Source organism: Nocardia sp. NPDC057668, assembly GCF_042799795.1.
Classification (GTDB): Bacteria; Actinomycetota; Actinomycetes; order Mycobacteriales; family Mycobacteriaceae; genus Nocardia.
The window spans coordinates 812,469-832,466 of sequence record NZ_JBHVIC010000003.1 but is presented as its reverse complement, the minus strand read 5'-3'; the positions used below and the strand labels follow the sequence as shown (position 1 = coordinate 832,466).

At 69.8% G+C, this 19,998-nt stretch carries 18 protein-coding genes; 12 read left to right on the top strand and 6 right to left on the bottom strand.

All coding sequences use genetic code 11. The features are described from left to right. The first annotated feature begins 112 nt into the window (after window positions 1–112). Window positions 113–1,204 (top strand): glutamate--cysteine ligase, encoded by a 1,092-nt coding sequence (locus ACFVBH_RS22375; protein WP_379004016.1) that lies wholly within the window; start codon window positions 113–115, stop codon window positions 1,202–1,204. A 1-nt stretch (window position 1,205) separates the two neighbouring features. On the opposite strand, the gene ACFVBH_RS22370 is transcribed toward ACFVBH_RS22375, so the two are convergent. The 3 genes from ACFVBH_RS22370 to ACFVBH_RS22360 form a co-directional block, all read right to left on the bottom strand. Next, entirely contained in the window at window positions 1,206–1,832 is a 627-nt protein-coding gene (locus ACFVBH_RS22370) for an MBL fold metallo-hydrolase (RefSeq protein WP_354989695.1), read from the bottom strand. Next, window positions 1,832–2,917, bottom strand: a complete 1,086-nt coding sequence (locus ACFVBH_RS22365; protein ID WP_354989694.1) for an S-(hydroxymethyl)mycothiol dehydrogenase — start codon at window positions 2,915–2,917, stop codon at window positions 1,832–1,834. Before ACFVBH_RS22365 ends, ACFVBH_RS22370 begins: the two co-directional genes overlap by 1 nt. 149 nt (window positions 2,918–3,066) lie before the next feature. Further along, a complete protein-coding gene (locus ACFVBH_RS22360) occupies window positions 3,067–3,945 on the bottom strand; it encodes a LysR family transcriptional regulator ArgP (RefSeq protein ID WP_354989693.1) in 879 nt (292 codons plus the stop codon). 72 nt (window positions 3,946–4,017) lie between these two features. Between ACFVBH_RS22360 and ACFVBH_RS22355 the strand changes: the two genes are divergently transcribed. Beyond that, the gene (locus tag ACFVBH_RS22355) at window positions 4,018–4,635 is read left to right on the top strand and encodes a LysE/ArgO family amino acid transporter (protein ID WP_354989692.1); all 618 of its coding nucleotides are present in this window, start codon (window positions 4,018–4,020) and stop codon (window positions 4,633–4,635) included. A 17-nt stretch (window positions 4,636–4,652) separates the two neighbouring features. Here ACFVBH_RS22355 and ACFVBH_RS22350 read toward each other — a convergent pair whose 3' ends face one another. The 3 genes from ACFVBH_RS22350 to ACFVBH_RS22340 form a co-directional block, all read right to left on the bottom strand. After that, window positions 4,653–5,345 carry a DUF2993 domain-containing protein gene (locus tag ACFVBH_RS22350; protein ID WP_379004014.1) on the bottom strand — a complete coding sequence of 231 codons (693 nt, stop codon included), beginning with the start codon at window positions 5,343–5,345 and terminating at the stop codon, window positions 4,653–4,655. A 104-nt stretch (window positions 5,346–5,449) separates the two neighbouring features. After that, window positions 5,450–6,460: a Gfo/Idh/MocA family oxidoreductase gene (locus tag ACFVBH_RS22345; RefSeq protein ID WP_379004011.1), complete on the bottom strand. Its 1,011-nt coding sequence runs from the start codon at window positions 6,458–6,460 to the stop codon at window positions 5,450–5,452. Between the two features lie 24 nt (window positions 6,461–6,484). After that, window positions 6,485–7,489 (bottom strand): LacI family DNA-binding transcriptional regulator, encoded by a 1,005-nt coding sequence (locus ACFVBH_RS22340; RefSeq protein ID WP_379004008.1) that lies wholly within the window; start codon window positions 7,487–7,489, stop codon window positions 6,485–6,487. 230 nt (window positions 7,490–7,719) lie between these two features. On the opposite strand from ACFVBH_RS22340, the gene ACFVBH_RS22335 reads away from it, so the two are divergent. From ACFVBH_RS22335 to ACFVBH_RS22290, 10 genes are all read left to right on the top strand, one after another. Beyond that, window positions 7,720–8,622, top strand: a complete 903-nt coding sequence (locus tag ACFVBH_RS22335) for a TIM barrel protein (protein ID WP_379004006.1) — start codon at window positions 7,720–7,722, stop codon at window positions 8,620–8,622. A gap of 16 nt (window positions 8,623–8,638) precedes the next feature. Further along, the gene (locus ACFVBH_RS22330; RefSeq protein WP_379004003.1) at window positions 8,639–9,628 is read left to right on the top strand and encodes a sugar ABC transporter substrate-binding protein; all 990 of its coding nucleotides are present in this window, start codon (window positions 8,639–8,641) and stop codon (window positions 9,626–9,628) included. A gap of 14 nt (window positions 9,629–9,642) precedes the next feature. Next, the gene (locus ACFVBH_RS22325; protein ID WP_354989686.1) at window positions 9,643–10,692 is read left to right on the top strand and encodes an ABC transporter permease; all 1,050 of its coding nucleotides are present in this window, start codon (window positions 9,643–9,645) and stop codon (window positions 10,690–10,692) included. Further along, window positions 10,689–11,474 carry an ATP-binding cassette domain-containing protein gene (locus ACFVBH_RS22320; RefSeq protein WP_379004000.1) on the top strand — a complete coding sequence of 262 codons (786 nt, stop codon included), beginning with the start codon at window positions 10,689–10,691 and terminating at the stop codon, window positions 11,472–11,474. The genes ACFVBH_RS22325 and ACFVBH_RS22320 overlap by 4 nt, the downstream gene beginning before the upstream one ends. Before the next feature lie 11 nt (window positions 11,475–11,485). Then, window positions 11,486–12,409, top strand: a complete 924-nt coding sequence (gene iolC / locus ACFVBH_RS22315; RefSeq protein ID WP_379004582.1) for a 5-dehydro-2-deoxygluconokinase — start codon at window positions 11,486–11,488, stop codon at window positions 12,407–12,409. Continuing rightward, on the top strand, window positions 12,400–13,302 hold the full coding sequence (locus ACFVBH_RS22310) for an aldolase (RefSeq protein WP_354989684.1): 903 nt from the start codon (window positions 12,400–12,402) through the stop codon (window positions 13,300–13,302). The genes iolC and ACFVBH_RS22310 overlap by 10 nt, the downstream gene beginning before the upstream one ends. Next, on the top strand, window positions 13,299–14,189 hold the full coding sequence (iolB, locus tag ACFVBH_RS22305; RefSeq protein ID WP_379003998.1) for a 5-deoxy-glucuronate isomerase: 891 nt from the start codon (window positions 13,299–13,301) through the stop codon (window positions 14,187–14,189). The genes ACFVBH_RS22310 and iolB overlap by 4 nt, the downstream gene beginning before the upstream one ends. Next, window positions 14,186–16,054, top strand: a complete 1,869-nt coding sequence (gene iolD, locus ACFVBH_RS22300; protein ID WP_379003995.1) for a 3D-(3,5/4)-trihydroxycyclohexane-1,2-dione acylhydrolase (decyclizing) — start codon at window positions 14,186–14,188, stop codon at window positions 16,052–16,054. Before iolB ends, iolD begins: the two co-directional genes overlap by 4 nt. Window positions 16,055–16,191: 137 nt before the next feature. Next, window positions 16,192–17,706, top strand: a complete 1,515-nt coding sequence (locus tag ACFVBH_RS22295; RefSeq protein ID WP_379003993.1) for a hypothetical protein — start codon at window positions 16,192–16,194, stop codon at window positions 17,704–17,706. Window positions 17,707–17,928: 222 nt separating this feature from the next. Next, on the top strand, window positions 17,929–19,872 hold the full coding sequence (locus ACFVBH_RS22290) for an MFS transporter (RefSeq protein ID WP_379003991.1): 1,944 nt from the start codon (window positions 17,929–17,931) through the stop codon (window positions 19,870–19,872). Window positions 19,873–19,998 lie beyond the last annotated feature (126 nt).

Sequence of the window (19,998 nt, the reverse complement as noted above, 5' to 3'; positions counted from 1 at the left end):
ATTCCGCGCTGCGCGCGGGGCCACGCGTCCCGGCCCCGGTTCAGCCCCCTGAGCAGCGGAGAGACCGCTCCGGCAGGTGTTTGAAAGGGTGGTCATGAGGTACACATGAGAAGTGGAAGCCCCACCGACCATCGGCGTCGAGGAGGAGTTTCTCCTCGTGGACCCCCGCACCGGTGCGCCCATCGGCAGAAATGCCGAAGTCGCCCGTACCGCAGCGGATTTCGGCCTCGATCTGCAATTGGAAATCATGCGGTGCCAGGTCGAGACCAGCACCCGGGTGCATACCAATACCCATGACCTGCTGCGGGAATTGCGTGAACTGCGCCGCGGAGCCGCGGCCTCGGCGGAGAAGAACGACGCCATGCTGCTCGCGGTCGCGGTGCCGCCGGCCGTCCCGGACGAGCCTTTGGCCATCACCGGCAGCCCGCGCTACCACCGCATCGCCGCTCGCTTCGGCCGTCTGGCCCGGGAACAGGGCCTGTGCGGGGCCCACGTGCACGTGGCGGTCCCGGACCGGGAGGTTGCCCTGCGCGCCAGCAATTTCCTGCGCCCCTGGCTGCCGCTGCTGCTGGCCCTGACGGCGAACTCCGCCATCTACCGCGGTGACGAAACCGGTTATGCCAGTTGGCGGAATATCCTGTGGCGGCGCTGGCCCAGTGCCGGCCCGCCACCGCATTTCGGCACCGTGCACGAGTTCGACACCGCGGTGCGGACCATGCTCTCGCTCGGGATCATCCTGGACGAGAAGATGGTGTATTGGGATGTGCGGCCGTCGATTACGTTCCCGACCGTGGAGGTGCGGGTCAGTGACGTGCCCGCCACGGTGGAGGAGACCGCGCTGCTGGCGACCCTGGTTCGGGCAGCGGTCATGATGTCCTGCCGGCTGCCCGATCGGCCGATCATCGCGGAAGACACGCTGCGCGGGGCGTATTGGAAAGCCGCGCACGAGGGGATGGACGGCCCGGCCATCAATCCCGTTGACGGCCGGGCGATTCCGGTGCGCGATCTGCTGGCGGACCTCGTCGATCTGGTCGAACCCGCCCTGCGGGACCTGGGCGAGGTGAATTTCGTCGCCGACACCGTCACCGCGCTGCTGGAGCGGGGCAACGGCGCACACCGGCAGCTCGCGGCGTTCCGGGCGCGCGGCGAACTCTCCGACGTGATCGAGGAACTCGCCGGCGCGACCCTGGACGGGTGCCGCTGACCTACTTCACCAGCCGGCGCCATTCGTCCAGTTGCGGCGCTTCCGCGCCGATGGTGGTGGATCCGCCGTGCCCGGTGTGCACCAGCGTCTCAGGCGGCAGGGTCAGCAGGCGCTCGGCGATCGAGCCGACGATGACCCCGTAATCGGAGAACGAGCGGCCGGTCGCGCCGGGGCCGCCCTGGAACAGCGTGTCGCCGGTGAAGACCGCACCCAGATCCGGGGAGTGGAAGCAGACCGCGCCGGGGGCGTGACCGGGGGTGTGCAGCACCTGCAGCGCGGTCCCGCCGATCGAGATGATCTGCTTGTCCGCCAGTTCGCCGTCGGGGTCGATCTCGGGGTGGGTGAGCCGCCACACGACCAGATCATCCGGGTGCAGCCACACGGGAGCCCCGGTCGCCGCGGACAATTCGGGTGCGACGCGAATGTGATCGTCGTGCGCGTGAGTCGCCAGGATGGCCTTGACCTTGCGGGTGCCGATCACGTCGAGAATGGCGTCGACATCGTGCGGCGCGTCGATGACAACGCATTCCAGATCGTCGCCGACCACCCAGACGTTGTTCTCGACGTCGAAGGTCTCGCCGTCGAGGCTGAACGTGCCCGAGGTGGTGGTGTGGTCGATGTGCGCCACTACAGCACCACCACCGAGCGCAGGACCTCGCCATGATGCATCTTGGTGAACGAGGCTTCCACGTCGTCGAGCGAAATGGTCTCGGTGACAAAGGCGTCGAGGTCGAAACGGCCCTGCTTGTAGAGCTCGATCAGGTACGGGAAGTCCCGCGAGGGCAGGCAGTCGCCGTACCACGAGGACTTGAGCGAGCCGCCGCGCGAGAAGAAGTCGATGAGGGGCATCTCGAGCTTCATGTCCGGGGTCGGCACGCCCACCAGCACCACGGTGCCGGCCAGATCGCGGCCGTAGAAGGCCTGCTTCCAGGTTTCGGGGCGGCCGACCGCGTCGATCACCACGTCCGCGCCGAACCCGCCGGTGAGTTCCTGAATGCGCTCTACCGCATCGTCTTTGGACGCGTTCACGGTGTGCGTGGCACCGAAACCGGTGGCCCACTCCAGCTTGCGCTCGTCGATGTCGACCGCGATGACGGTGGTCGCGCCGGCCAGCTTGGCCCCCGCGACGGCGGCATTGCCCACGCCGCCGCAGCCGATGACCGCGACACTGTCACCGCGCGAGACGTTTCCGGTGTTGATGGCCGCGCCCAGGCCCGCCATCACGCCGCAGCCCAGCAGGCCCGCGGCCACCGGCGAGGCGGTCGGATCGACCTTGGTGCACTGACCCGCGTGCACGAGGGTCTTCTCGGCGAACGCGCCGATGCCCAGCGCCGGGGTCAGCGGGGTGCCGTCGGTGAGCGTCATGGGCTGGGTCGCGTTGAAGGTCGAGAAGCAGTACCACGGCTTGCCCTTGCGGCAGGCACGGCAGGTGCCGCAGACCGCGCGCCAGTTCAGGATGACGAAATCGCCCGGCTCGACGTCGGTGACGCCCTCGCCGACGGCCTCCACGATGCCCGCGGCCTCGTGCCCGAGCAGGAACGGGAACTCGTCGTTGATGCCGCCCTGGCGGTAGTGCAGGTCGGTGTGGCACACCCCGCAGGCCTGCACCTTGACCACGGCCTCGCCGGGGCCGGGATCCGGGATGACGATCTCGGTGACCTCGACCGGGGCGTTCTTCGAGCGTGCGATCACGCCGCGCACAACTTGGGACACGTAGGGCCTTCCTCGATTTGAGAACAATCCCAACGACTATCGCACCCGGACCGGGCGGCGGGCGACCGGAGACCGGGTAGTGCGCCGGGGTTGCGGGGACGGGTGTGCTGGATTTGCTGGTGGGGGACTCGGGGGGTGCCGGTGGGGACTCAGAGCAGGGCCGCGGCCGCGGCCTCGGCAACGGTGGTAGCGACCATACCCAGCGCGGGGGAGTCCAGTCGCCATTGCTGCCAGTACAGCGGAACGTCGATGTGGACCGCGGGGTCGAGCGGGATCAACTCGTCGGCGGCGCGGCGTTGCAGGTCGGGCATCATGCCCCAGCCCAGTCCGAGCCGGATCGCCTCGGCATAGGCGAAGGACGAGGGGATGTAGTGCCGGGGCGCCTCTCCCTGTTTGCGGGTGTAGCGGCGCATGAGCCGGAATTGCAGATCGTCCTTGCGGTCGAACAGCACCACGGGGGCGGCCAGGAACGCCTGGGCGGTCGCGCCGTCGGGGAACCAGGTGCGGGCGAACTCGGGGTTGGCCATCGGGCGATACCGCATCGCGCCCAGTCGTCGCACCGTGCAGCCCTGGACGGGTGCGGCGGTGGAGGTGATGGCGGCCATGACGGTGCCGTCGCGCAGCAGGCGGGTGGTGTGCTCCTCGTCCTCGCGATGAATCTCGAAGGTGACGCCGTGGCTCGCGCTGCCGAGGGCGGCCATGACCCACGTCTGCAGCGAGTCGGCGTTGACCGCGATGGGGATGTTCACCGCGCGCGCGGCGGGCTGCAGTTCGTCGCCGAGTTCGCGGGCGGTGTCGCTGGTGAGCAGCTGGACCTGTTTGGCCAGGCGCAGCACCGCGAGCCCGGACTCGGTGGGCTGCACCGGTTTCGTGCGCTGCACCAGGATGCGTCCGGCCGCGTCCTCGAGCGCCTTGATGCGCTGGCTGACGGCCGAGGGGGTGACGCTGAGCCGGCGCGCGGCGGCCTCGAAGGTGCCCTCGCTGATGACCGCGTCCAGGGCGCGCAGCTGATCGAGCTGGAGATCCATGTTAAGGAACTCTAATCATCGTTCAGAACAATTAGCTGGCCTGGTGCTGGACGTGCGCCTAGCTTCGAACGGGTGAACGCATCATCGGCGGCCCTGGCGGGCCTTTCAGGACTCGGCTTCGGGCTTTCCCTCATCGTGGCGATCGGCGCGCAAAATGCCTTCGTGCTGCGTCAGGGCATCCGCCGCGAGCACGTCCTGCCGGTGGTCGCCATCTGCGCGCTCTCGGACGTGGCGCTGATGAGCATCGGCGTCGCGGGCTTCGGGACGATCGTCAACAGCGTCCCCGCTCTGCTGACCATCGCCAAGTACGCCGGTGCGGCGTTCCTGCTCGGCTACGCCGCACTCGCGGCGCGGCGCGCCCTGACCGCGACGACCCTGAGCACCGCGGGTGGCGCGCCCATCGCGCTCGGTGCGGCGGTCGCGACCTGCCTGGCGGTGACCTGGCTCAACCCGCACGCCTACCTCGACACGATGGTCCTGCTCGGTTCCTTCGCCAGCACCTATGCCACCCCGGACCGCTGGTTCCTGGCCGCGGGCGCGATCACCGCCAGCATCATCTGGTTCCTGTCCCTGGGCTTCGGCGCCCGCCTGCTCGCGCCGGTCTTCGCCAAACCCCGTGCGTGGCAGGTGCTCGACTCGGTCATCGCGCTGGTGATGACCGCCCTGGCGATCGGCCTGCTGGTCGGCTGAGTTCGCCGGGGCCGCGCTCAGAGGGCGTTGAAGCGGATCTCGTGTGCTTCGGCGGCGAGATGGAGACCGTCGGCCCGCGGCTCGATGCCGGTGAGTTGTGCGCCGAAGGGCAGTTTCTCCAGCGGGACCGTGAAGGTCAGCGGCGCCGAGATCAGGGCGAGCGGGATGGCGGGACCGCCTGCCGCCGGCTGGACCGAGACCGGGGTGATCTCGATGCCGTCGGGCACGGGGGCCACGGTGACGAAGACCGTGGCGGGCACCGGAATGCCCTCCACCGAGAACACGCCCGTGACGCGCAGGCCCTCGGGGCTGTCGGAGATCGTCTCGACGCCTTCGGGTGCGTACTGCCGCACGGTGTCGTAGGGCACGATCGCGCGCGCCGTCGCCGTGCCGGCGACGAAGCTCGAACTCTGGTTGGAGATCAGGTCCAGCAGCGGCGCGGACACATTCGTCAAGCGCACCGCGAGATCGTGCACGGTGACGTTCTGCTCGGTCCAGTCGCCCACCCGGATGTCGACCTCCCCGTACCGTCCGTCCGCGGCCTGGGTGAGGAACGGGAACCCGGTGATCTGAACACCGGGCTGCTTCGGCAGGTCGTACTCGGTGTGGATCTTGCGCCCGATCTCGTTCTGCGCCATCGCGACCGACACCCGATCGGCTATCCCGAACCCGATCGTCAGCAGCACGATCATGATCAACAACTTGCGCATGCGCTCACCTGCTCGGCCATGCCCCCATCATGCTGTGCGCCCCGCGCGGGCGCCGCACGCGACGCGTCACGATTGAAACACCAGTGGTTCAGCCTGGTTCGGGGTCAGCGGCGGACCTCGGCGAGCGGGACCGGGCGGGCGGTGTGGCGGGAGAGTTCGCACGCCTCGGCGATGTAGAAGGCCTCGAGCGCGTCGGCGGGCGGGCAGGGGTTGGGCATCCGGCCGGTGGCGACGCCCACGAACGTGGCCAGTTCCGCGGTGTAGGCGGGGTGGAAGCGGTCGAGGAAACCGGGGTACGCGGGCAGGGTGGAGGGCGGGTAACCGGGTTCGACGGAGTGCAGGGGCGAGCGGTCGTCGAGTCCGACGACGGCATTGCCCAGGGAGCCGAGGACTTCCAGGCGGACGTCGTAGCCCGCGCCGTTGTAGCGGGTCAGCGACACGGTGGCCAGGGCGCCGTCGTCCAGGCGCAGGATGACCGCGGCGGTGTCGACATCGCCTGCGGCGCTGAAGAACCGGTCGCCGCGATTGGCCCCGGTGGCGTACACCTCGACGACCTCGCGGCCGGTCACCCACCGGATGATGTCGAAATCGTGGACGCCGCAATCACGGAACACCCCGCCCGAGCGTGGAATGTACTCCGCGGGCGGCGGCGCCGGATCCAGGGTGGTGGCGCGCAGGGTGTGGACCCAGCCCAGATCACCGGAGGTGACCGCGGTCCGGGCGGCACGGTAGCCGGCGTCGAAGCGGCGCTGGAAGCCGATCTGCACCGGCACCGGCGACCCGGTGAGCCGGTCGATGACGGCCAGGGTGCCGAGAATGTCGGCGGCGATGGGCTTTTCACAGAAGACGGGGATGCCCCGATCCACGGCGGCGGTGATGAGCGCCGGATGTGAATCGGTGGCGGTGGTGATGACCAGCCCGGTGAGGTTCGCCGCCAGCAGCGCCTCGATGTCGGGGGCGAATTCCACGCCGAGTTTGTCTGCGGTGCTGCGGGCGCGCGCGGCGTCGGCGTCGGCGACCACGACCGCCTCGACGCCCGGCAGCGTCGTCAGCGTCTCGGCGTGTACCGCACCGATACGACCGGTGCCCGCGAGACCAATTCGGATGGGGGGCATGGCAGCTCCTTCGACATCGATCGGTTAATCCCGGGGTGCGGCCGTCGTCGAGCGGACGACCAGGGTGGGTTCCAGGCACCGGCGGACCGGTTCGACGCGGCCCTCGCGCAGGCGTTCGGTGAGCGCTCGCACCGCGAGTTGCCCGATCCGCACGCGCGGTTGATCGATGGTGGTCAGCGCGATGCTGCGCAGCGCGGCGAACGAGGTGTTGTCGTAGCCGATGACCGAGACGTCCTCGGGCACCCGCAAACCCGCCGCGGCGAGCGCGGACATGGCCCCGACGGCGTTGAAGTCGTTGCCGCAGACCAGCGCGGTGGGAAAACTGGCGGGGGAGAAGATGGTCAGCAGCGCCCGCACCGCCGCGGCCCCGGCCTCGTCGGTGTGCTCGCTGCCGATCACCACCGGCTCGAGCCCGTGCCGTGCCATGGCGGCGTTGTAGCCCCGGCGTCGCGGTCCGGCCGCGAACGCCGCGCCGCCGTCCAGGTGCACGATCCGCCGATGTCCGAGCGCAGCGAGGTGATCCACCGCCAGCGCGGCGCCGGTTTCACCGTCGTCGTTGACCGTGTCCACCTCGGGGATGCTCGATCCTCGGGACACCAGAACCAGCGGGCAGCGTTGCGCCGCATCGCGAATCGAGGCCGCGGGCAGCACCGGCGACAGCAGGATGATGCCGCCGGGCTGGAACTGCAGCAGGCCGGTCAGCGCCGTGCGCTCCCGGCTCGCGCTGCGCCGCCCGGTGTTGAGGATCAACTCGAGCCCGGCGTCCTGCGCCGCCTCGTCCATGCCCTCGACCACATCGGCGAAGAACGCGTTGCGCAGATCCGAGACCACCACCCCGACCAGATTCGAAGTGCGGCTGGCCAATTGGCGAGCCAGGAAGTGCGGTTCGTAGCCCAGCTCCGCCGCCGCCTCGCGCACCGCGCGGCGGCGATGCGCGCTGACCTTGGGTGAATCGCGCATGACCAGCGAGACCAGCGCCCGGGAGACACCGGCCCGGGCGGCCACATCCTCCATGGTCGGTCGCGTCATGCTGCCACACGCTACCGCCCGGTCCCGGGCCCGGCAATAGAGCGCTCTAATTCGTGCGCGACACGCGGACACGCGCCCGCGATGAACTCCCATTTCCGTCGACTGTTCAGCTGGCAGAGCACTTTTCGGCGCGATCCACCCTCTTGACACCCCTGTGAGCGGGGTTACATTGTTGGAGCGCTCCAATACCCGGCGCGCCTCGATGGCTACGACAGGTCTGGGATACGCCGATGACCGAAACGCTCCATCCACTGCGCATTGCCGCCGCCCCCATCTCCTGGGGCGTGTGCGAAGTTCCCGGCTGGGGACATGTCCTGGACCCCGCCACCGTGCTGGCGGCCATGGCCGGGCTCGGGGTCACCGCCACCGAATTCGGCCCGCCGGACTATCTGCCCGGCGATCCGCACGCGCTGCGCGGCGTGCTGGCTGCGCACGGCATGACCCCGGTCGGCGGATTCCTGGCCCTGCCCCTGCACCGCGACACCGGGGCCGCCCTGGCCACGGCCCGCGCCACCGCCGCGCGCTTCGCCGCCGCGGGCGCGGAGGTGCTCGTCCTGGCCGCGGCCACCGGCGAATCCGGCTACGACGCCCGCACCCCGCTCGACGGCCACCAATGGCGGACGCTGATCGACACCGCCGAAACCATCGCGGGCATCGCCGCCGACCACGGCCTGCGCACCACGGTGCACCCGCACGTCGGCACCCATATCGAGACCGCCGCCGAGGTCGCCCGTTTCCTCGCCGACACCGACCTGGACCTGTGCCTGGACACCGGCCACCTGAGCATCGGCGGCACCGACCCGGTGGAACTCGGCCGTCGACACCCCGGCCGCGTCGGGCACGTTCACCTCAAGGACGTACGCGCGGACCTGGCCGACCGGGTCCGTGCGGGGGAGCTGGACTACAGCGCGGCCGTGCGCGCGGGCCTGTACGTCCCCCTCGGTGATGGCGACCTCGACATCGCCGCCCTGATCCACGCGGTGCACGGGGCCGGCTATCGCGGCTGGTACGTCATCGAGCAGGACACCATGCTGGCTCCGGACGCCACCGCCGCGGTCCCGACCGACAATGCCGGACGAAGTCTGCGACACCTGGCCGAAATCGGCTCGGATCTCGCCGCCTCCCGGATTTAGTGGACAGGTGACGACAATGAGGTCTCGATCGACCCGGCGGCGGCTCCGCCGGCTGGCGCCCTGGCTCGCGGTCGCGTCCGTGCTGGCCGCCTGCGCCGGACCCAGCGCGGAGCAGGCCGGTCCGGCCCGCGCGCCCGAAGCCGTCGGGCAGCTGAACTCGGTCGCCGTGATCACCCACGGCAGTCCCGGCGACGCCTTCTGGAACGTGGTCAAGAACGGCGCGGAGGCCGCGGGCGCCGATCTCGGCGTCCGGGTGGAGTACAACTCCGCGGGCGATCCCGGGCAGCAGGCCAAGCTCATCGACAACGCGGTCGCCCGGGGAGTGGACGGGCTGGTGGTCTCGCTGGCCAATCCCGATGCCCTGCGCACCTCGGTCGGCCGGGCGGTGGCGGCGGGGATTCCCGTGGTGACCATCAATTCCGGGGAGTCGGTGAGCGCCGAGTACGGCGCCATCGGCCATGTGGGCCAGAGCGAGAAGCTCGCCGGTGAGGCGGCCGGCAAGCGGTTGGCCGCGGCCGGAAAGCGCAAGCTGCTGTGCGTGATTCACGAGGCGGGCAATATCGGCGCCAACGATCGCTGCGCGGGCGCGACCCAGGGTTTCGGCGCCGCGGTCACCCTGCAGGTGGACATCAGCAACCCGACCGACGTGCAGTCCCGCATCAAGGGCGCGCTCGAATCCGACGCTGCCATCGACGCCGTACTGACCCTGAACTCGCAGATCGCGGCCCGCGCGGTGGACGCGGTCCGCGAGTCGCGCTCGGCGGCGGTGGTGGCCACCTTCGATCTCAATGACGATGTGGTGTCTGCGATTCAGGCGGGTTCGCTGCTGTTCGCGGTGGATCAGCAGCAGTACGAACAGGGCTACCTGCCGGTGGTGATGCTGAAGCTCTACCGCTCCAATCTCAATACCGTCGGCGGCGGCCGCCCGGTGCAGACCGGCCCGGCCTTCGTGGACAAGGGCAACGTCGACGTCGTCGCCGGGCTCGTCGCCCAGGCCACCCGGTGAGCGGGGGGAATGAGATGAGCACAGCGACAACGACTTCCGGAACCCCGACGGCGCAGGGTGTGCGCGCCTCGGTCATGTCCCGGCTGGTCGCGCGCCCCGAACTCGGCGCGCTGCTGGGCGCGCTCGCGGTCTTCGTCTTCTTCTCGATCATCACCGACAAATTCCTCAGCGCCGCGGGCGTTCCCACCTGGCTCGACGACGCCTCCACCCTCGGCATCATGGCCGTCGCGGTGGCCCTGCTCATGATCGGCGGCGAATTCGACCTCTCCGCCGGCGTCATGACAGCCTCCACCGCCCTGATCACCGCGATGCTGGCGGTGCACGCGGGCTGGAACGTCTGGCTCGCGCTGCTGGCCTCACTGCTCTTCGCGCTGGCGGTCGGGGCGCTCAACGGCTGGGTGGTCATGCGCACGGGCCTGCCGAGCTTCATCGTCACCCTGGGCACGTTCCTGGCGTTGCAGGGCCTGAATCTCGGTGTGACCCGGGCGGTCACCGGCGCGGTGCAGGTCTCGGGCATTCGGAGTTCGAGCGGCTACGAGTCCGCGGGCTGGGTCTTCGCCGCCACCACCACGATCGGGGACGCCAGCATCCAGGCGTCGGTGGTGTGGTGGCTCGCGCTCACCGCGCTGGCCGCGCTCGTGCTGTTGCGCACCAGGTTCGGCAACTGGATCTTCGCGGTGGGCGGGTCCCTGGCCAGTGCCCGCGCGGTCGGCGTGCCCGCCGCCCGCACGAAGATCATCCTGTTCATGACCACGGCGTTCGCGGGCTGGGTGGTGGGCGCGTGCAATCTGCTGCGCTACTCGAGCGTGCAGGCGAATCAGGGTGTGGGCCTGGAATTCCAGTACATCATCGCCGCCGTGATCGGCGGCTGCCTGCTGACCGGCGGCTTCGGTTCGGTGGTCGGGGCGGCGCTGGGCGCGCTCACCTTCGGCATGGCCCGGCAGGGCATCGTCTACGCGGGCTGGAACAGCGACTGGTTCATGCTCTTCCTCGGCGTGCTGCTGCTGGCCGCCGTGCTGGTCAACAACGAGTTCCGCAAGCGCGCCGAAAGGGTACGCCGATGACCGCGCACCTCATCGAAACCGTCGACATCGGAAAGGGTTACGGCGGCGTGGTGGCGCTGCACGACGTGTCCATGGTGGTGGATCCGGGCGAGGTCACCTGCGTGCTCGGGGACAACGGCGCGGGCAAATCCACGCTCATCAAGATCCTGTCCGGGGTCCATCAGCACGACCGCGGCGAACTGCGCATCGATGGCGTCCCCACCCGCCTCGCCTCGCCGCGCGCCGCCCTGGATCTCGGCATCGCCACCGTCTACCAGGACCTGGCGGTGGTGCCCCTGATGAGCGTGTGGCGCAATTTCGTGCTCGGGTCCGAACCGGTGAAACGCTTCGGCCCGCTCGAGTTGCTGGATCGCGGCACCGCCCGCGACATCGCCCGAAAAGCCTTGGACGACATGGGGATCGAGATCAGGGACCTGGAGCAGCCGGTCGGCACCCTGTCCGGCGGGCAGCGCCAGTGCGTGGCCATCGCCCGCGCGGTGCACTACGGGGCCAAGGTCCTGATCCTCGACGAACCCACCGCAGCCCTGGGCGTCAAACAGGCCGGGGTGGTGCTGCGCTACGTGGTGCAGGCCCGGGACCGCGGACTCGGCGTCGTGCTCATCACCCACAACCCGCATCACGCCTACCCGGTCGGCGATCGATTCCTGCTGCTGCAGCGCGGCGGGCAGCTCGGCAGTTACGAGAAGTCCGAGATCGACCTGGCCGAGCTGACCCGGCAGATGGCCGGCGGCGCCGAACTCGAAGCGCTGGAACACGAATTGCGGCGGGCGGAGACACCGTGACCGACCTCGAGATGCTGACCATCGGCCGGGTCGGGGTCGACCTGTACCCCGAACAGAGCGGGGTGCCGCTGGCGCGGGTCCGCAGCTTCGCCAAATTCCTCGGCGGCACCGCGACCAACGTGGCGGTGGCCGCGGCCCGGCTGGGCCGGCGCAGCGCCGTGCTCACCAAGGTCGGGCCGGACGGCTTCGGAGATTTCGTGCGCATCGCGCTGCGCGAGTTCGGCGTCGACGCGAGCCACGTGGGCACCGCGCCGGACCTGGCCACCCCGGTGGTGTTCTGCGAACTGCACCCGCCCGCCGATCCGCCGCTGCTGTTCTACCGCGCTCCCATCGCGCCGGACCTCACCCTGACCCCGGACGACGTCCCCTGGGACATAGTCGATTCCGTCCCGCTGCTGTGGGTGACCGGCACCGGCGTCAGCGCCGAGCCCGCCCGCGGCACCCAGCGCGCGGTGCTGGAACGCCGCGCCCGGCGCGGTTACACCGTCCTGGACCTGGACTACCGGCCGATGTTCTGGCCCGGGGAAGAGGTCGCGCGCACCGAGATCGGAAGCCTGCTCGACCACGTGAATGTCGTGGTGGGCAATCGAACCGAGGTGCGCGTCGCCGTCGGCACCGACGATCCGCACGCCGCGGCCGATCGGCTGCTGGCCCGCGGCGTGCGCCTGGCGGTCGTCAAATGCGGGGCCGACGGGGTGCTGATCGCCACCGCCGCCGACCGCTGGACCGTCCCGCCGTGCCCGATCGAGGTGGTGTGCGGGCTGGGCGCGGGCGACGGGTTCGGCGGGGCGCTCGCGCACGGCCTGCTCGCGGGCTGGGATCCGCATCGCATCGCCACCTATGCCAACGCCGCCGGGGCCCTGGTGGCCTCGCGCCTGGCCTGCGCCGACGCCATGCCCACGGCCGCCGAGATCGAGGAGCTGCTGTGCACCTGACCGACGAGCGCTGGCAGCACCTGCTGCGGGTGCGCGCCACCGAGCCCGAGGCCATCCGGCACGCCTACGCCGACCGCCGGCGCCGCCCGAATCTGTTGTCCGGCACCGGCACCCTGTTCCTGGTCGCCGCGGATCATCCGGCCCGCGGCGCCCTCGGGGTCGGTGCGGACAGCACCGCCATGGCCGATCGCCGCACCCTGCTCGAGCGCCTGCTCGTCGCGCTGGACAATCCGGCGGTGGACGGGGTGCTCGGCTCACCGGACATCGTCGAGGAACTGCTGCTGCTCGACGCCGTGCACGACAAGATCGTGATCGGTTCCATGAATCGCGGCGGCCTGGCCGGCGCGGACTGGGAGATCGACGACCGGTTCACCGGCTACGACGCCGAATCCCTCGTCAAGTTCCGGCTCGACGGCGGAAAGATGCTGCTGCGCATGGTCGATTCGGATCCGAGTACCGCGCCCACCCTGCACGCCTGCGCCCGCGCGGTCTCCGAACTGGCCGACCACGGCCTCATGGCCATGGTCGAGCCGCTGCCGTACCGCCGCGACGCCTCCGGTGCGCTGGTCATGCACCGGGACGCCGCCGCCCTGCAGCGCGCCATCACCGTGGCCTCGGGGCTGGGCGTCACCTCCGCCTACACCTGGCTGAAGATTCCTGCGCCACAGGATATTTCGGCACTGGACGCCACCACGCTGCCGGTGCTGGTGCTCGGCGGCGCGCCGTCGGGCGATCCCACCGGCGATCTCGCCGCCTGGGGCGCCGCGCTGCGGCACGAGGTGGTGCGCGGGCTGGTGGTCGGGCGCGGGCTGCTGTACCCGCCCGACGGAGATGTCGCGGGCGCGGTGGCCGCCGCGGCCGCGGTCCTGGCCGGCGACGGTGCGGTCTCGTGAGCAGCCTGCACCGCCCCCACGGAAGTCTGCGCGACAGCGTGGATCCCATCGTGCTCAGCCCGGACGACGCGGGCTGGACCTACACCGGCCTGCGGGTGCTGCACCTAGGCGCGGGGGAGACCCGCGTCGTGCACACCGACGAATTCGAAGCCTTCGTGCTGCCGCTGGCGGGGTCCTGCACGGTCCGGGTCGACGGACTCGAGTTCGAAATCACCGGCCGGGAAACGGTTTTCAGCCGGATCACCGACTTCGCGTACGTCCCCCGCGACGCCGCGGTCGAGATCTCGACCGCGCACGGCATCGAGGTGGCCCTGCCCATGGCCCGGTGCACCCGCCGCCTCACCCCGAAATACGGTCCCGCCGAGCGGGTCCCGGTCGAGGTGCGCGGTGCGGGCCCCGCGACCCGCCAGGTCGCCAACTTCGGCGTTCCCGGCGTCTGGGACCACGCCGACAAGCTCAGCGCCTGCGAACTGCTCACCCCCGACGGCAATTGGTCCTCCTATCCGCCGCACAAACACGACAGCGCGAGCGAACACGAAGTCGTGAACGAGGAGATCTACTACTTCCGCATCGCCGGGCCGGATGGAATCCGGCCGTCCCGCAACGGTTTCGGCCTGCACCGAACCTATACCGCCGACGGCGGGATCGACGCCGACGTCACGGTCCGCGACGGCGACGTCTTCCTCGTCCCGCGCGGCTATCACGGCCCGTGCGTGGCCGCCCCCGGCTACCCCATGTACTACCTCAACGTCCTGGCCGGTCCGGGTCCCGAACGCTCCCTGGCCTTCTGCGACGATCCCGCCCACGCCTGGGTTCGTGCGCGGTGGGACGAGCAGACCCCGGATCCCCGTTGCCCGATGACCTCGCACGAAGGACGCGTCGAATGAGACTCACGACCGCCCGCGCGCTGGTGGCCTGGCTGGTCGCCCAGCGCTCGGAAACCCTCGACGGCATCGAGGTGCCGTTGTTCCCCGCGGTGTTCGCCATCTTCGGGCACGGCAACGTCCTGGGCCTGGGCACCGCGCTGCACGAGCACCGCGACACCCTGCCGGTCTGGCGCGGCCATACCGAGCAGGGCATGGCCCTGGCCGCCGTCGGTCTGGCCAAGGCGGCCCAGCGCCGCCAGGTCGGCGTCGCCACCTCCTCCATCGGCCCCGGCGCGCTCAACATGGTGACCGCCGCCGGGGTGGCACACGCGAATCGGCTGCCGCTGCTGCTGTTGCCGGGGGACGCCTTCGTCAGTCGCGCTCCCGATCCGGTCCTGCAGCAGGTCGAGCACTTCGGCGATCCCATCGGCACCGTGAACGACGCCTTCCGCCCGGTGAGTCGCTACTTCGACCGCATCACCCGCCCCGAGCAACTCATCGCGACCCTCCCGCAGGTGGCCCGGGTGCTCACCGATCCGGCCGCGACCGGACCGGTGACCTTGGCGCTGCCGCAGGATGTTCAGGTCCAGGAGTACGACTTCCCCGACGCGCTCTTCGCGCCCGTGGTGCATCGGGTACCCCGCGCGCGCCCGGACCTCGGCGAACTCGCCGCCGCGGCCGCGGCCCTGCGCGCCGGCGAACGGCCGCTGCTGATCCTGGGCGGCGGCGTCCGCTACTCCGGGGCCGGTGCGCAGGCGCTGGAATTCGCACGGCAGCACGGCATTCCGGTCACCGAGACCACCGCGGGCCGCACCCTGACACCGCACGATCACCCGCTCTACGCCGGTCCGCTCGGCATCACGGGTTCGGCGTCGGCCAACGCCCTGGCCGCCGCGGCCGACGTGGTGCTGGCCGTGGGCACCCGGCTGCAGGACTTCACCACCGCCTCCTGGACGCTGTTCGATCCGGGCGTGCGACTTGTGCACATCAACAACGCCCGATTCGACGCGGTCAAACACGGCGCGCTCGCGGTGGTGGGTGACGCCGGCGCCACCCTGGCCGAACTCGGACCGGAGTTGGGCGGCTGGCGGGCCGCGCCGGACTGGACCGCCCGCGCGGCCGTCGCGCGCGGAGAGTGGGACGCCCACATCGACAAACTCCGCGCCCGCACCCCCGGCGCGCCGAGCTACGCCCAGATCGTCGGCATGGTGAACGACCTCAGCGGCCCCCGCGACTACGTCATGACCGCCTCGGGCGGCCTGCCCGGCGAACTCGTCGGCGGTTGGCGCGCCACCGGCGGCGAACCCGCCATGGACGTCGAGTACGGGTTCTCCTGCATGGGTTACGAACTCGCCGGCGCGTGGGGCGCGGCCATGGTGGTCGGGGACGAATCCGGGGGTCCCACCCGCGGCCTGGTGACCACCCTGCTCGGCGACGGCTCGTACCTGATGCTCAATTCCGAACTCTTCTCCGCCGCCTTCGCCGGGCATCCCTTCGTGGCGGTGGTGTGCGACAACGACGGCTACGCGGTCATCGCCCGGTTGCAGGAGGGGCAGGGTGCGCCGGCGTTCAACAACTTCTACGCCGACTGCCGCACCGAGCACTCCCATCCGCCGCGCGTCGATTTCGCCGCGCACGCGCGCGCCCTGGGGTGCGCGGTGTTCACCGCGGAAGAATCCGGCGGGTTCCGGACCGCCTACGCGCAGGCTCGCGCCGCCGCGGTCACCGAGCGCCGCCCGGCCGTGGTGGTGGTCCGCACGCAGCCCTCTACCTGGACCGAAGCCGGGGCGTGGTGGGAAGTGGGTGTGCCCCGGGAGCTTTCGGGCCACGCGGCGTACGCCGCGGCCAAACCGGGTCAGTTGCGCTATGCCCGGCCCGCGCCGTGATCGCCGCGCCGTAGCCTGGGTTCCGCATTTCGGGCATACCTCCGGAGAGGTGACCCCGTGCGTGAATGTGTGGCAGACTCGGCGCAAACGTGGGCCGGTCGAGCAGGTGATCGGACGAGCAAGGTGGTTGTGGGAGTTTGAAGGTCGCAATGGATCTCAGCGCCATCGAGCAACGGGTGGCTGCCGACAGAGGGGCGGCCCGGGACCGTTCGGCGGCAGCGGAATTGGTGCTCGCCACGTCGCTGTGCGAACTCGCCCGCGCCCTCATCGCCACCAAACGCGACCCGGATCAGCGTGATCGCTCGGCGACCGCGCTCGAGCCCGCGCAGGAAGCCGTGCTGCTTCGGCTGCGCTGGCTCACCGCCGGCCACGTGAACGCCATTTTCGCGAACGAGGTGCAGGAGGCGCTGCGCCTGTTCGAGGAGGCCGCGCGCACCATCGGGCATCGTGAACTGGCCACCCCGACCATTCGCAACGCGTGCAACGCCTATCGTCAGGTGGCGCACCAGTATCCGAACGCGGCGGCCGTGTGCGCGGACGCGCTGGCCAAATGCGGGGTCTGGCTGTGCAGGCTCGACCCGCACGCCGCCGTCGCCGCCGGTGAGGACGCCGTGCGCATCCGCGCCGCGCTCTTCGCCGCCGACACCGATCAGGCGGGCCGGTATCTCGCCAGCCTGAACACCCTGCTGCGCACCCTCATGGTCGGCCGGCAGCGCAAACAGGCCGTGGCCATGTACCGCGAGCGCTACGCGTCGGTCACCTCCCCGGCCATGACCCAGCGGCTGCGCGAGATCAAGATCGAGGAGATCGGTCTCACCGGCAAGACCGTGACCGCGCTGCGCAAGCTGGAGTGCCAGACGCTCGAACGCGCCGGGTACCTGACCCAGCAGCAGATCCTGTATCAGAGCGACGGTGACCTCGCGACCATCGAGGAGATCAACTGGCAGCTCGCGCTGGTCGGCCTCAAGCCGCTGGCGGCGGGCGCCATGCCGGAACAGCCCTCCAAGCCGGTGGAGATCAGCACCAGCTTCGGCGCGCTCACCGTGCGCTGTTCCTCGCGCAACGGCGTCACCCTGGTGCGCGCGGCGGTGCTGGCAGCCTACGCGGCCGAGGGCGCGCAGGCCGTGCCCAGCACCGCCTACCTCGGGGTCGACGAGAAGCACTGGGCCACCCGGCAGCCCGAGACCAACGCGGTCGAGCGGCTCGGTGAGGACGTGGTGCTCATCGAGAAGGTCTCCGAGCACTGGGTGTCGGTGAAGAGTCTGAACTGGGAGGTCGCCCCGGTGGGCAGGCACCCACTGGCCCTGCGCCTTTCGAAGGAGTGGCCGGTGGTCAGCGTGACCACCACCGAGCACATGTCCTACGAACTCTGCTGGTACGAGGGCGGTTCGGCGGTACAGTACGCGGCGCTCGGACTGCCGGTCGGGCAGATTCCGCTGGAGAAGCCGCTCGCGCCCCTGGACTTCAAGTTGCTGGCCGAGTACGGCGCGGACTACGCCTCCGAGACGCAGGTGCGTTCGGCGTTCGGCAATACCTCGATGTTCGCCAAGCTGACCCAGCTGCCCGCGAGCGGTATCCGCCAGGCCGCCGAGGCCGGGCCGCTGACCGCGCACGGTTCGAACATTCTGTACTTCCGCGACGCGGAGAAATAGGGTCCGAGCCCGGCAATAGCCGCCATGTCCGATTTCGGGCATGGCGGTTTTCGCATCCGCGCCCGGGCACGTGAACTTTTCGCTCGACTGACCGGTTTTTGTTTACGCGATCTGTGATGCGGATCACCCCGGAACGGTAACCTGTTCTAACCCGGCTGCTCGTGCTGCAGAAAAAGTGGCTTACGGTCACGCGAAATGCCGTGGACAGAAAGGCATCTCGACATGAGTTCCACCTCGACCGCCGCCCCGGAGTTGCAGCCGCCGACGCTGCTCACCGGTCTCTGGCAGCGCAAACTCCCGCACTACCCAGAGACGCCCGCGCGCTCCTGGTACCTGTTCCTCGTGGTGATGGTCTCCATCGCCCTGTACTACCAGTTGTTCGTGGTGGGTGCGATCGGCAACGAGCTCATCGCCTACTACAACCTGACGTTCCGCTACTTCGTCGGCATCTTCATCGCGGGCGCCGCCGTCGGTGCGGCCGCCTCGGTCGCGGCCGGCGTGCTCGACCGCTGGGGCCGGGCCAACATGGTCGCCTACGGCACCGTGATCTGTTCTGCCCTCACGCTTTTCGCGGTGCCGCTGTGCACCACGAAAGAAGCGTATCTGGCGGTGTACTGCCTGATCAGCGTGGTCGAGGGCGCGGTGCTGGTGGCCACGCCCGCGCTGGTGCGCGACTTCTCCCCGCAGCTCGGGCGCGCCTCGGCCATGGGCTTCTGGACCCTGGGCCCGGTGCTCGGCGCGCTGGTGACCACGGAGCTGTCCACCCTCACCCTGGACGAGCACCCGGACTGGCAGTTCCACTACCGGCTCTGCGGCGTCATCTGCCTGACCATCTCGATCCTGGGCCTGATCGGCCTGCGCGAACTCAGCCCGGCGCTGCGCGATCAGATCATGGTGTCCATGCGGGACAAGGCGCTGATCGAAGCGCGGGCGCGCGGGCTGAATGTCAGCGCGCTCGAACGCGATCAGTGGAAACAGATGATGCGTTTCGACATTGTCGGATCGGCCTTCGGCATCGCCATTTTCCTCGCGTTCTTCTACACCATCGTGTCGTTCCTGCCGGTGTATTTGGCGACGAACTTCGGTTTCACCACGAAAGAGGCCAACGCGCTCGGTAACTGGTACTGGATCTCGAATGCGATAGGTCTGGTCATCACCGGCATCGTGTCCGACTACCTCAAAGTGCGCAAGCCATTCATGCTCTTCGGCGCGGTCATGAGCATTATCGGCGTGTATGTATTCCTCGGATACACCGACCGGCCCGGCACCGATTACTACACCTTCGCCATCGTGCTCAGTCTGATCGCGGTGGGCAGCGGCATCGCCTACTCGACCTGGATGGCGAGTTTCACCGAGACCGTGGAGAACCGTAATCCCGCGGCCACCGCCGTCGGGCTCGCGGTCTGGGGCGGCATTCTGCGCACGGTGGTCACCTTCGTGCTCTTCGGCCTGCTCATCGTGGTGACCGCGGCGGGCACGCTGGTGAACTACGGTCCCGAACTCCAGGTCATCGCCGCCAAGTACCACACCGAGATCGCCACGATTCAGAAGGCGGGCGCGGAGAACATGGAGGCGCTGGGTAAGAATCCGAACGACGTTGCCGCCCAGGCCGCGGCGCTGACCAGGCTGACCGGTGCGCCGGAGGCCGATATCAAGACCGCGCTCAGCGTCAACGCCAAGTATTCGCAGGAGTTGGCGGCGCTGCAGGCCGTGGACCCGGCTGTGCTCACCAAGCTCATCATGAATCCCGCCGATCAGGGCCTGGCGGCGACGGCGGTCGGGCAGATCAGTCAGAAGCTGAACCTGCCCGCGGATCAGGCGGCGGCGAGATTGGCCGCGGCGCAGCAGATTCCGGTGGCGGATCTGGCGGTGGTGTCCGCGGTCGGTCCGCAATTGACCGCGGCCAGCAAGCAATTGGCGGCGGTGTCCGCGATTCCGGCCGAGGATCGTGATTTCCTGGCCGAGCACGCCTCCGAAGTGCAGCAGGCGCAGCAGGATTCGGCGGATCAGTGGAAGACCTGGTGGTGGATCTGCCTGCTCGCGCAGGTCGGGTTCATTCCGTTCATCTTCTTCATGTCCGGGCACTGGAGTCCGTCGAAGGCGGAGCAGGAGGCGGCCGAACACAACGAGGCCGTCGATCGCGAACTCGCGGCACTGACGAAGTAGCTCGTCGCCGGCCCGGCCGGGGTCGGTCACCGTTCCGGTGGCCGACCTCGACTTCGGTGATTAAAGTACAGTTATTGAAGTGCAACCTACGCGGGACGTGAGTCCGGGAACCGATACCGCCGCACC